We start from the raw sequence: 12,619 nt of genomic DNA on the forward strand, positions 1-12,619 counted from the left end.
CCTCACTGGTAGCTGCGGCCGAAGGCGCGGCCCGGGCCGGGATAGGGATCGACGTCGGCGAGGGGGTCCTTCACGCTCGCGTTGTAGACCCCCGGGAACGCGAGCATCGCGCTGAAGTAGTGCTTAGTCGGCGAGAAGTGGCCGCTGAGCATGTTGTTGTTCGCGAGCAGATGCCCGGCGTCCGGCCACCAGGGAGCCATGCCGGCGAGGAACGGGTCGATCTGGTCGAGCGCTCGGGCGAGACGCCGGGTCAGGACCGGCCGGAGTGCCTCGGCAGCAGGGACGAGCGTCTCGACGGCGGGCCCGGCTGCGCTGGTGAAACGCTGCACCGTGAGGGCGACCGGCGGCGACTCACGGAAGAAGCCGCGGAGGTCGGGTGTCGCTCGGACCACGTCGTCGACCGCCGGCGAGAGACGCCGCATGGCCGAGGCAGTACGGGCGAGGGGACGGTCCACGGCGCGCAGCCCTTCACGAGCGGTGCGGAGCGTCGAAGGCAGGCGCTCGATCGTCTGGGACAGCGGTCGCGTGTCGTCGACGTTCACCGCCTCGAGCGTGGTGCTGGTCTGATCCATGAGGGAGGCCAGCTGGTTCTCGGAGCCAGCGAACTGGCTGGTGAGCTCGTCGCTGGTCGCCAGCAGCCGGTCGAGCTCCGTGCGGGGTGCTGCCAGGGCCCCGACGACGTCGTCCGCACCGGCAAGCAGCCGTGGCGCCCTGCCGAGGACGGTGTGCAGGTCGTCACCGTGCCCCGCGAAGCCCCCGCCGAGCTGGGTCAGGGACGTCGAGAGACCACGGCGCGCCGGCCGTGTGAAGGCCTGGAGGACGTCGTTGAGATCGGCGGCGTCCCTGGTGCGCGAGGTGGGGATCGGCGCGTCTCCGAGGGGGCCGGCCGCGGCGGTCCCGGGATCGAAGTCGACGTACTTCTTCCCGAGGGCCGACTCGTTCCCGATCCGAGCCTGAGCGTTCCGGTAGACGGGCACGTCGCCGTCGAGCCTCATCGTCACCAGGGCGGCGCCGGCGTCGTAGGAGATGTCGGTGACCATGCCGATCCGCACGCCGTTCTCGGTGACCTTCTGCTGCGGCTTCATCGTGCCGACGTCCTCGAAGCGCGCCTGGACGGTGGTGTACCCCTTGCCGGGGAGCGGGCCGCCGCCCTGGACCGTGATCCCGATCCACGCGATGAGCAGGGCGACGACGAGGGTCACGGCACCGATGCCGAGTCGCCGGACGTCGTTCCGGTGGAGCGGTCTGGTCATCGAGTTCCTCCGGTCGAGCCGAGCAGCTGGTTCAGGAGCGACTGCTCCTGGTCGGCCGTGAGGCCGGTCGCACTGGTCCTGTCGTCCTGCTGCGCGACACGGGATCGGCGTTCTGTGGCGGACCGGCGCTGGCCGAGGAGCCCGCCGAGGAGACCCTGCGAGCCCTTGCTCGGGCTGACACCGGGCGATGCCGACCCCTTGCCGCCGCTCGAGGCGCCGCCCGAGCCGCCGCCGAGCAGACCGCCGAGCAGACCCGACACCGAGCCGGTGACCCCCGGCAGCACTCCACCGAGGTCGATCTGCGGCACCGAGGGCAGCACCTGGTCGGGGGTGCTGTTCCCGTCGCCGGGCGAGGCCTTGACGATCGACGGCAGGACGTCGGCTCCGAGGAGCGAGTTCAGAGACTCCGGCGTCACGTGGAAGACGCCCCGGAAGTAGTGGCTGATGCCGTCGCGCCCGTTCGTGCTGAGCGACCACTTGCGCACGAAGGCCATGAGGTCGCCGAGGTGGCGGTCGAGCACCTGCTCGGTGGCCGGGTCGAGATTGCGGCTCGAGCGGCGCAGCTGGGGACCGTGCTCGCGCAGCGTTCGCGTAATCGGCGCGGCCTCCCGCAGCAGCTGGTCGGCTGCCTTGAACAGTCGGTCGAAGGAGGCGAAGGCCGGGGTGGCCTGCACCGTGAAGTCGGAGATCTCCCGCGAGATCTGGTCGAGATCCTGCGTGACCGGGCGTGCACGCCGAAGCACCGGCGTCGTCGACCTCGACACCCGGTCGAGATTGCCCAGGGTCCGCTGGGCCTGCGCGAGCGTCGACGGCAGCTCCGCGACGGTCGCCTCGAGGCCCGAGCGCTGCGCTGCCAGGGCGTGGAGGGTTCGGGTCGCCTCCCGGATCAGGCCGTCGAGGCGTCGGCCGTCCTTGCCGGAGACGGCCGCCGCGACGGGGTCGGCATTGTCGATGAGGCGCCGCAGGACGTCGTTCTGGCCGCGCAGCAGATCGCCGAGACGCGAGATCTGCTGCATGGTCGGGCCCAGTGCCGTGAGGGCGCCGGCGATCTCGGATCCGCGTCCGTCGACGCCTGCGCCGAGCTCGCTGACGAGGGCTGCGAGACCGGTCGAGGTCGGGTCGTCGAAGGTGTCCAGGACCGCCTGCAGGGTGACGTCGGTGCTCGTCTGGGACGCGGGCAGAGGGCCTCGCAGCACGGGAGCGTCGGCGGTGCCCGGGTCGAGGTTGACGAAGTTCTCGCCGAGCAGGTTGATCGGCCGGATCGCCATGGACGCGTCCTGGTGCAGCGGGAGCACCTCGGGGTCGAGGCGGAGACCGACGCGCGCCACCTTGCCGTCGAGCTCGATGCTCGCGACCGAGCCCACACGGACGCCGGACGCACGCACCTCGCTGCCGACGTCCAGCGGGCTGGCGTCGGCGAAGCTGCCGTAGACGACGTCGTCGTCAGCACTGCCCCCACGCAGGAGCAGCACGCCCACGACGAGCGCGAGCGCGGTCGCCGCCGCGATCGCCCGCAGTGGCGTCAGGAACCGGATCTTCACTGGATCGCATCTCCGTTCGCGTCGGTCCAGGGCTGTCCCGCGAGTGACCCGGGCGCCGGCCGGGCGTCCTGCTTCTGACCCACCGGCACCCGCGACTGCACGTCGTCGAGGCTCGACGCCGACGCCGTGATCAGCGCGCGTGCGTAGTTGCCTGACGCGTTCTGGCTGGCGAACAGGCTTGTCCAGTTGCTGAGCCAGCCGACCAGCTCGGGCGTGTAAGGACGGAGGAAGGCGACCATCGGGTTGACCTGGAGCAGCGACGAGTTGAGGTCGGGCAGGAGGTCGTTGGCTCCCGCGACGAGGTCGGGGGTCCGCTTGAGCAGCGAATCCGCTGACGACAGGGTCCGCGGCAGACGCGCCAGGGCCGGCGCCGCGTCGGCGAGGACCGGCCGGAGATCGGCGGCCACGGCGGGCAGACGATCGGCGGTCGGCCGAAGGGTCCTGAGCACCGCGCGCGTGTCGGTCACCGGCTGCTCGACGCCGTTCAACGTCGTGGTCGCCGCGTCGATCGTGCCCGGCAGGCGGGCCAGGGTCTGACTGAGAGCCTGCTGCTGGCCAGCCACGGCCGCCGTGAGCGTGTTGAGACGGCGGACGCTCGCAGCCAGTCGCTGGTCGCGGCCAGCCACGGTCGCGGCCACCCCGTGCAACTGCTGCACGATCTGCCTGATCGCGGGTCCGTCCTGTCCGACGGCCGCTGCGACCGCGCCCAGGGTCTTGAACGTCGGCCCGGCCTCGAGGAGGGTCCGGTTGAGGTCGGTCTCGTGCCCGGCCAACGTCGAATCGAGGTTCCCCACCAGCTTCTTGACCTGCGCACGCGTGGGCGCGTCCAGGGTCGCGAGGAGGTCGTCGATCTCGACGCCTTCGAGGTTGCCCGTCACCAGGTGCCCGGAGGCCAGGGGTGGGTTGCTCGCCTTTCCGGGCGTCAGCTCGACGATCCGTGCGCCCAGGACCGACTCCCACTTGATGCGGGCGTTCGTGCCCGCGGGGACCGGGGCGAAGGCGTCGTCGAGCGTGATCGTCACGGCGGCCTGTCCGTCGCGGACGCCGAGGTCGGAGACGTGGCCGACCTGCTGGCCGCCCTCGACGACCTTGGCGCCGACGAAGGTGCCGTCCGCAGCCGGCATCAGCATGGTCAGCGTGTAGGGATCGCGGGCCGACACGGCGCGGATGCCGAGGCACGCGAGCGTCGCGATGACCACCGCCGCGATCGAGAGGAGCCGGCGGTGCGAGGCGATCAGGCTCATCTCAGTCCATCCCCAGCGGTCCGTCGGCGGCTCCGCTGAGGAACTGCCGGACGAAGGGGTCGTCGGACTCGAAGGCCTCCTGCGCGGGCCCGTAGTGGATGATCCGGCCCTTCCAGAGCACGGCGATGTAGTCGCTCACCGTCCTCGCGGTCGGGATGTCGTGGGTGATGACGATGTAGGTGCCGCCGTGCTCGCGGTGCACCTCCGAGATGAGCTGGGAGAGCAGCTTGGTGCGCACGGGATCGAGCCCGCTGTCGGGCTCGTCGAAGAGGACGACGTCCGGACGCATCACGAGGGCACGGGCGAAGCCGGCCCGCTTGCGCATGCCGCCGGAGATCTCGTTCGGCGCCTTGGCGATCGCCCCCTCGAGACCCACCTCGCTGAGTCGTTCCATGACGATCCGGCGGATCTCCGACTCGGGCTTGTCGGTGTGCTTGCGGAGGGGGAAGGCGGTGTTGTCGTACAGGTTCATCGACCCGAACAGCGCACCATCCTGGAAGAGCACGCCGAAGCGCTTGCGCAGCTCGTAGCGCTCGGCCGCAGGAACCGCCCAGAGGTCGCGGCCGAAGACCTCGACCGACCCCTCGTCAGGCTCCAGGAGACCGACGATGTGCTTGAGCAGGACGCTCTTGCCCGTGCCCGAGGGGCCGAGCACGGTGGTGATGGCGTTGTCGACGAAGTCGAGGTCGACACCGTCCATGATGTTGGGCCCGCCGAAGCTCTTGCGGAGTCCGCGGATGCGGATCGCGTGCGGGGGGCGGGCACCGTCGGCCGTGTCGGCCGGGCGCTCGGTCAGAGCGGTCATGGGCTTCTCCTGGACAGCGAGCGAGGGTCAGTTGCCGATGGGGGCGTTGGGGTCGTTGCCGTAGAAGAGCTGCACGAGCATCATCGAGAGGATCGAGATGCCGACGAGGTTCACGAGCATCGACTGGGCGGTGTTGCGCCCGACGCCGACGGGGCCGCCGCTCGCGGTGAAGCCGAAGTAGCAGCTCACCACCACGAGCATCAGACTCAGCAGGAACGACCAGATGACGCAGATGGCGAAGTCCCTGCCGTTCTGGAAGAGGAACAGGAAGTACTCGAAGCCACCGCTGGAGACGGTGTTGAGGAAGTCGACGTTGAAGAGGTAGCCGGCGTAGAAGTTGACCGACAGGGCGACGATGAACAGCAGCGGCATCACGATCGACATCGCGACGATCCGGGTGCTGACCAGGAAGGCGATGGACCGGATGCCCATGGTCTCAAGGGCGTCGATCTCGTCGCTGATGCGCATGGCGCCGAGCTCGGCGACGATGCCGCAGCCGACCTTGGCGGCGACGATCCAGCCGAAGACGACCTGGATGATGCCGCGCATCCCGCCGACCGAGTTCACCGCCGCGATGTAGCTGTCGATGCCGATGCTGGTGAAGAGGAAGTGCGCGGTCAGCCCGAGGACCGCGCCCAGCATGAAGAGCATGAACAGCACGACGAGCGAGTTCTGCCGGATGAGCAGTCCGCAGTGCCGCATGATCTCGGCCGGGTAGGCGCGGACGGCGTACGGGATCTCGCGGATCGCCTCGAGCATGAAGTCGACGAAGTCGCCGATCCGCTCGAGTCGTGACGCCTTGGGCGTGGCCGAGGCGGTGCCGGCCGCGCCATCGGGCTCGGGCGGCTCCGTGGCGTGCGGGCGCGGGAGGATGTCGGTCACCGGAAGGCCCCCAGACCTGGGAAGAAGCCGAACAGGAGCGCGTTGTAGGCGAGCTGGAGTACCCACACCGCGACGAAGGAGAGGACGACGGCCTGGTTCACCGAGCGGCCCAGGCCGATGGCGCCACCGGAGGCGGTGAACCCCTTGTAGCAGCAGATCGTCCCGATCAGCAGTCCGACGAGCAGGCTGTTGAGCACCACGGAGACGATCTCGGTGCCGGAGACGTTGGCGAACAGGTTGCTGTAGAAGTGGGAGGCGGGCATGCGCGCGACGTACGCCGCGCCGAACTGCATCGACACCATCGTCACCAGCAGCGACGGAACGGCGAGGAGCGTCGTGATCAGCGTGATCGAGAGGACCCGGGGCACCGCCAGATCGCGCACCGGGTCGATCCCCATGACCTCCATCGCATCGAGCTCCTCGCGGACCTTCCGCGCGCCGACGTCCGCGGTGAGAGCCGTGCCGATCACTCCGGCCACGACCATGGAGTTGATCCACATGGTGAAGGTGCGCATCGACTGCAGGAAGAGGAGGGGGCCGAAGAGCTGCGCAGCGCCCGCCATGTCGAAGAACTGGACCGTCAGGATCGACATGAAGACGAGGAAGCCGAACAGCGCCGCAGCGATCGGCACCCAGGCCTGCTTGATGGTGGCGTACATGTCGTCCACGACCGCGCCCCAGTAGCCGACGGGATGCCGGACGGCGCTCGCCAGGATCCGGGCGAGCAACTGGATCATGCCGCCCGCCTCCGCCACCGGGCGCCTGACCGCTGCCGGCAGGATGCCCAGAGGGCCGTTGAGGCGCCCGTCGTACGGTCCGACGGGCCTGACGCGCCGAGGTGCGGCGGAGGGAGCGATGCTGGTCACGGGAGGCCGTTCTGTCGGGGAGGGATGGCAGCGCGCGGACGCGTCGTTCACGATGTGGCACCGGTCACGTCCGGGACCGCACGCTAGGCCGCGGCCGAGACGCAGGGAAGGCGATCGCCGAGGGACGGCACCGGGTGCCATCCCACGCGCGTCGGGAAGGGTCAGAAGTCGATGACGCCGCGAAGGTTGATGCCCGCGTGCATGTCGGCGTAGCCCTGGTTGATCTCCTCCAGGGCGTAGCGTCGGGTGACGAGCTCGTCGAGCAGGAGGTGCCCCTCGCGGTAGAGCCGGAGCATGTCGACGACGGCGCGAGTCGGCTGCATCATGCCGAAGAGGGCGCCCTGGATGCGCTTCTGGTACATCGCGAGCTCGAACAGGCTGATGTCGATGCCGTACTCGGTCACGTTGCTCATGCTGGTCAGGACGACCGTGCCGGCCTTGCGGATCGAGGCGAAGGCCTCGGCGACGTGGTCGCCGTTCACGACGCCGACCGTCACGATCGCGCTATCGGCGCCCTGACCGTTGGTGAGCGCCTGCGCGAGGTCGGTCGCCTGGGGCATGTTCTCGAAGGCGTCCGTGGCGCCGAGCTTGAGCGCCATCTCCCGGTGGAAGGGGGCGGGATCGACGGCGATGATGCGGGATGCGCCCGCGAACTTCGCCCCCTGGATCGCGTTGATGCCGATGCCGCCGGCGCCCATGACGATGACGACGTCGCCGGGTCGGACCTGAGCGGCGTTGACCGCGGAGCCCCAGCCGGTCGGCACGCCGCACCCGACCAGCGCGGCCACCGACAGTGGGATGTCGGGATCGATCTTGATGGCTCCCCACTCGGGGAGGACGGAGTACTCGGAGAAGGTCGAGACGAGCGAGCACTGGCCGACCGGGGTGCCGTCGTCGGTGTGGAGCCGGAAGGTCCCGTCGAGCTGCGTGCCGAGCATCATGTACGCGCCGTTGTCGCAGAGGTTCTGCTGGCCGCGAGCGCACCAGGTGCACCGGCCGCAGCCGGGGATGAAGGCGGCGACGACGTGGTCGCCCGGCTTGAGGTCACGGACGCCAGGGCCGACCGACTCGACGACCCCGGCGCCCTCGTGGCCGCCGCAGAAGGGGTAGGCCATCGCCGGGACGTCGCCCTTCGCGTAGTGGTCGTCGGAGTGGCACAGCCCCGCGTGCTGGTAGCGGACGCGGACCTCGAACTCGCCCGGCTCGGCGACGTCGACCTCGATGATCTCCCAGTCCCCCGGAGCCTCGAAGAGGACCGCAGCGCGTGACTTCATGTGCCTGCCTTTCGTTCGCGATGTGACGACGACCACGTTTATCTAACGTCGTTAGTCTCGTTCCGGGTGTGACGCGTGTCAATACCGAATCTCGTTCGATTAGCGGCGGCACTCGGTGCCGCAGTGACCCGATGTCGCCGGCGCAGATCGAACGCACGCCAGCCCCCACGGATCCGCTGGGGGCAGGATCTGCGGGGGCTGGCGGCACGCCGTCCGGGGGACGGTCTGACGGCGCGGATCGGAGGCCGGGCCGGGGCCGGCACGGGCGGCTCGGGGGCGACGACTACTCGAAGTCGACCTTGCCCATCGTCTCCTGGATGTACATGAACGCGGGCATGTTCTTGAGCATCTGGGCCATCTTGCCGCGCACGCGGAGCTGGCCCCGCGTCATGGCGACCGTGGGGTTGATGCTGCCGTCGAAGCAGCCTCGCCAGACGTCGCTGCTGCCGCTGATCAGGAAGTCGGCGCCGTCGAGGTCGGCCTGCGTGGCGTCGCGGACCTCCACCACCTTGCCCTGCTCGAAGCTCACGAAGAACTGGCCCTCCTGGGGGGCCTCGTACTTGTAGGCCATGTCGAAGTCGATCTTCTTGCCCTTCTCAGCCCAGACCGGGTCGTTGTTGAGGGCGTCGGCCATGGCCTCGTAGAACTCCACTGTTCCGAGCTTGACGGTCATCTGCGTTCTCCTTGGGACGGGTGTGCTTCTGCGGAGGTGCGGGGGGACGATCGGCGGAGTTGGCGCTCAGGCCGACTCGCCGAGGATCAGGGGCAGGCGATGCACGCCCTTGACCTGGCTGAGGTGACGGACCGGCGGGTCCGACGGGTCGAGTCGGTAGTGCGGGAAGCGGCGGTGCAGCTCCTCGAAGGCGATGCGCAGCTCGAGGCGGGCCAGGTGGCTGCCGACGCAGCGGTGGTTGCCGGCGCCGAACGCGAGGTGCGGGTTGGGATCGCGGCGCAGGTCGACGGAGTCGGGCTCCGGGAACTTCTCCGGGTCGCGATTCGCAGCACCGAACGGGACGAGGATGACGTCGCCCTGCCGCAGCTGGACGTCGCCGACCACGACGTCCTGGGTCACCTTGCGGGCCGGGCAGATCGCGGACTCGTAGCGCAGCATCTCCTCGACCGCCGACGGGATGACGTCAGGGTCGTCGAGGATCTCCTGGCGTGCCTCCGGGTGCTCGGCCAGGTAGATGACGCTGTGGGCCAGCTGCCCCTGCACCGTGTGCAGTCCTCCGATCATCATCAGCAGGAGGATGTTGAGGATCTCGAACTGGGTGAGCGGGCGACCGTCGAAGGTGCCGTCCATGAGGATCTGGGTGATGTCCTCGTCCTCGTCCTCGCCGGAGCGCGGGCTCTCCTCGCGATCGTCGATCATCTCGGCGAAGTAGGCGTAGACCTCCATGCCAGCGGCCTCGCGGGCGGCGAGGCTCTCCTCCTCGGAGGCGCCGGGAACGCCGAGGACCATGGTGTCGACCCACTCGATCAGACGCGGTGCGTCGGCGATGTCCCAGCCCATGAGGGCGAGGAACACCTGGCTGGGGAGCTCGCGGGCGAACGCCTCGATGAAGTCCACCCTGTCGCGCCCCGCCATGTCGTCGAGCAGCCTGACGACCAGATCGCGGATCTGTGGCTCGAGGGCGGCCATGCGCTTGGGCGAGAAGAGCGGGGTGATGAGCCTCCGGTAGACGGTGTGGTCCGGCGGGTCGATCTGGATCGGGATCATCTCGCCGTCCTGGCCGATCGAGTCGGGGACGTTGATCTGGCTGCTCGAGAACACCGACGGGTTGCGCACGATGTCGTGGATGTCGTCGTACCTGGTGGCGACGAAGTGGCCGCCGTACCGCGTCGAGTGCGCGACCGGGCAGGTCGAGCGGAGGTCGGCGTAGGTGTCGTAGACCTTCTCGACGGCGTCCGGCGAGTGGATGTCGAAGTCGACCTGGATGTCAGGACTCGCTGCGTCCTTGAGCTCCGTCATCGGAGTGCTCCTCGTGACTGGTGGGCGGCGACGTCAGCGGACGTCGGGATGGAGGGTGATGGCCTTCTCAGGGCAGTTCGCGGCAGCGCGCTCGACCTCGCGGATCGCAGCCGAGGTGGTCGCGCTCCCGAGCACGACGGGGTAGCCGTCGTCATCGCAGTCGAAGACATCCGGCGCCGTCATGTAGCAGCGGCCGTGGCCCTTGCAGACGTCGAGGTCGATCTCGGGCCGGAGGGCGGCGGGGGCGTGGGTGGTCATGGGGACGCTCCTGTGATGGTGGGGTGGATCAGTCCCAGTCGCTGCCGACGACGCCGTAGGCACGGGCATCGAGATCGGCGTCGAGGGCGGTGTAGAGGCTGCGCACCTTCGTGTAGGCGAGGAGCCCGTCGCGTCCGTTCTCGGCGCCGACGCCGCTCATCCCCCGTCCGCTGAGGGGCGTTCGCGCGACGTCCGCCTGGGCGACGTCGTTGATCCAGGTCAGGCCGCCCCTGATTCGCAGCGCGACCTCCCGCGCACGTCGGAGGTCCCGTCCCCAGACCGCCGCCGCGAGACCGTAGGGGGTGTCGTTGGCGATGCGGATGCCCTCCTCGACGCCCCGGTAGCGGATCACGGAGAGCACCGGCGCGAAGATCTCCTCGCGCGCGGCCGGGTTGTCGTTGTCCAGGTCGACCAGCACGGTGGGCGCGACGTAGTGGCCGCCCGCCGGGACGTCGCCGAGTCCGTCGCCTCCGACGAGCACTCGTGCACCCCGCTCGGTCGCGGCCGCGATCAGCTTCTCGACGCGGACGCGTGCGGCATCGCTGATCACCGGGCCGACGTCGGTGCCGAAGTCCGCGGCCGGCCCCAGGCGCAGCGCGGCGGCGCGCTGGGCGACGAGCTCGACGATCTCGTCGTACCGCTCGTCCGGCACGAGCATGCGGGTCGTGGCCACGCAGGCCTGGCCGGCGTGCATCATGCTGCTGAAGATCGTTCCGCGGACGGCGAGCTCGACATCGGCGTCGGGCAGGACGAGCGCAGGCGACTTGCCACCGAGCTCCAGGATGACCTCCTTCGCGCCCGCCGCCGCAGCCGCCATGACGCGTGTGCCGACGGCGGTGCTGCCGGTGAAGCTGATCAGGTCGACGCCCGGATGCGCTACGAGCGCCTCGCCAGCGACTCGATCGCCGTGGACGATGTTGATCACGCCCGGCGGGATGCCGGCCTCGAGGACCGCTCGCGCGAGGGCCTCCGGTCCGACGGGCGTGAGCGGAGAGGGCTTGAGCACGACCGTGTTGCCGGCGAGAAGCGCGGGGGCGACCTTCCACACGCACATGAACAGCGGGAAGTTGTAGGGGGTGAACGCGCCGACCACGCCGACTGGCTCGCGGTGGAGCTCCCACTGCCCGAACCCCGGCAGGGTGTCGACGGGGAACGCCTCGGGCCGCTCCAGCAGGTGAGCCATGTCGGCGAAGTCGCGCAGATGCGCCATGGGCGCTCCGACCTGGAGCATCGGGCAGAACCGGGCCGTGGCGCCCGTGTCGGCGATCATCTCCGGCACGAGCTCGTCGAACCGGCTCTCCAGGGCGCTGGCGAGGTCGGTCAGCGCACGCGCCCGGTCGCGCACGGAGAGTCGTCCCCACGGACCCTCGAACGCACGTCGCGCAGCGGCGACGGCGGCCTCCACATCGCCGGGGCCGCATTCGGCGATCTCCCCGATGAGCTCTCCCGTCGACGGGTCGTCGACCGGCAGGATCCCGACCGGAGCGACCGGCTCGACCCACTGGCCGTCGATGAAGCTGCTGAACCTGCGCATGACCTGGCCTTTCACGAAAGCGGAGTGTGACCGCAGTCACGGCGCTAAACCTATCTACATTAGATTTGAGACGTCAAGGGCCGGCCGCCCGACGAGTCAGCGGATCGCGAGCTCGAAGCGGAGGTCCGACTGGTCGTGCGCGAACCCGCATGTCCGGGCGATCGACAGCAGTCGCTCGTCGTCGACGGGGACGTGCAGGACGGCGTGCGCTGCGCCCGCGGCGGCAGCCGTGGCCACGGACTGCCTCAGGAGCAGATCGAGCTGAGCGTCCGTCGCACGGTCGGGTTCGGTCGAGCCCACCACGGCCATGTGAGCAGCCGGGAAGGGTCGCTCAGGGCCCGGCTCGCAGACTCGCACGTCGGCCACCACGGGGTCGCCGATCACGCCGATCTCGCGCGGCCTGCGGCGACGCCCCTCGACGTCAGCGGGTGTCAGACCGCTCTCATGGGCTGGCGCCGCCTCCGGCAGGGGTTCCGCGGACGCGGACTCCGGCCATGGCTCAGGACCTCGATCGGGACGCCGATCGATCTCGTGCACGCACCGCATCACCAGGTCGATGGGCCGCGCGCCGACACGCTGCGCGAGCCGCTCAGCCGCAGGGTGCGGGCCGTGGGCCCACCCCTGGACGGTCGTCACGCCCTCGAGCCCGCGCCAGCCGGTCTCCTCGTCGCGCAGGCGCTCGCACAGCAGGGTCGCGATGCCGAGCGAACGGAAGCTCGGGTGCACGACCAGCTGCATGTGGGCCACCCCCGCGCCGGCGAGGCTGAGATGGGCATAGGCGACCAGCGACACCTCGGGAAGCCGATCGAGATCCGGGCTCTCGCGCTGACCGCGGGGCGGCATCCGCACGAGCAGATGCCGACCGGACGCGACACCGGGGTCCGGGCGTGCGGTCGAGAAGCCCGCCTCTGCATCGGCGGCGACCGCCACTGCGAGCAGCTCGTCGACCGACGCCGAGGAGTCCGCGTCCAGGATCGCGGCCCACTCGTA

General features: G+C 70.0%; 12 protein-coding genes. All 12 read right to left on the reverse strand.

Translation table 11 applies throughout. From position 1 onward, the window contains the following. Positions 1-2: 2 nt before the first annotated feature. The 12 genes from K8Z61_RS12470 to K8Z61_RS12525 all read right to left on the reverse strand — a co-directional run bounded on the left by K8Z61_RS12470 (position 3) and on the right by K8Z61_RS12525 (position 12,559). Positions 3-1,253 (reverse strand): MlaD family protein, encoded by a 1,251-nt coding sequence (locus K8Z61_RS12470; protein WP_224129977.1) that lies wholly within the window; start codon positions 1,251-1,253, stop codon positions 3-5. Next, positions 1,250-2,794, reverse strand: coding sequence for an MlaD family protein (locus tag K8Z61_RS12475; RefSeq protein ID WP_224129979.1), 1,545 nt, complete (start codon positions 2,792-2,794; stop codon positions 1,250-1,252). The genes K8Z61_RS12470 and K8Z61_RS12475 overlap by 4 nt, the downstream gene beginning before the upstream one ends. Beyond that, complete coding sequence (locus K8Z61_RS12480) at positions 2,791-4,038, reverse strand: MlaD family protein (protein ID WP_224129981.1); 1,248 nt, start codon at positions 4,036-4,038, stop codon at positions 2,791-2,793. Before K8Z61_RS12480 ends, K8Z61_RS12475 begins: the two co-directional genes overlap by 4 nt. A 1-nt stretch (position 4,039) precedes the next feature. Beyond that, on the reverse strand, positions 4,040-4,843 hold the full coding sequence (locus K8Z61_RS12485) for an ABC transporter ATP-binding protein (RefSeq protein ID WP_224129983.1): 804 nt from the start codon (positions 4,841-4,843) through the stop codon (positions 4,040-4,042). Positions 4,844-4,870: 27 nt separating this feature from the next. Next, positions 4,871-5,725 carry an ABC transporter permease gene (locus K8Z61_RS12490; protein WP_224129986.1) on the reverse strand — a complete coding sequence of 285 codons (855 nt, stop codon included), beginning with the start codon at positions 5,723-5,725 and terminating at the stop codon, positions 4,871-4,873. Next, complete coding sequence (locus K8Z61_RS12495) at positions 5,722-6,462, reverse strand: ABC transporter permease (RefSeq protein ID WP_224129988.1); 741 nt, start codon at positions 6,460-6,462, stop codon at positions 5,722-5,724. Before K8Z61_RS12495 ends, K8Z61_RS12490 begins: the two co-directional genes overlap by 4 nt. A 290-nt stretch (positions 6,463-6,752) precedes the next feature. After that, the gene (locus tag K8Z61_RS12500) at positions 6,753-7,865 is read right to left on the reverse strand and encodes an NDMA-dependent alcohol dehydrogenase (protein WP_224129989.1); all 1,113 of its coding nucleotides are present in this window, start codon (positions 7,863-7,865) and stop codon (positions 6,753-6,755) included. Between the two features lie 283 nt (positions 7,866-8,148). Next, positions 8,149-8,538 (reverse strand): SCP2 sterol-binding domain-containing protein, encoded by a 390-nt coding sequence (locus tag K8Z61_RS12505; RefSeq protein WP_224129991.1) that lies wholly within the window; start codon positions 8,536-8,538, stop codon positions 8,149-8,151. Positions 8,539-8,604: 66 nt separating this feature from the next. After that, the gene (locus K8Z61_RS12510) at positions 8,605-9,837 is read right to left on the reverse strand and encodes a cytochrome P450 (protein ID WP_224129993.1); all 1,233 of its coding nucleotides are present in this window, start codon (positions 9,835-9,837) and stop codon (positions 8,605-8,607) included. A gap of 33 nt (positions 9,838-9,870) precedes the next feature. Beyond that, positions 9,871-10,095 (reverse strand): ferredoxin, encoded by a 225-nt coding sequence (locus tag K8Z61_RS12515; protein WP_224129995.1) that lies wholly within the window; start codon positions 10,093-10,095, stop codon positions 9,871-9,873. Positions 10,096-10,123: 28 nt separating this feature from the next. Further along, entirely contained in the window at positions 10,124-11,644 is a 1,521-nt protein-coding gene (locus K8Z61_RS12520) for an aldehyde dehydrogenase (protein ID WP_224129997.1), read from the reverse strand. A gap of 81 nt (positions 11,645-11,725) precedes the next feature. After that, complete coding sequence (locus K8Z61_RS12525) at positions 11,726-12,559, reverse strand: GNAT family N-acetyltransferase (RefSeq protein ID WP_224129999.1); 834 nt, start codon at positions 12,557-12,559, stop codon at positions 11,726-11,728. Positions 12,560-12,619: the final 60 nt, after the last annotated feature.

It is taken from the genome of Nocardioides sp. TRM66260-LWL, from assembly GCF_020075545.1.
Classification (GTDB): Bacteria; Actinomycetota; Actinomycetes; order Propionibacteriales; family Nocardioidaceae; genus Nocardioides.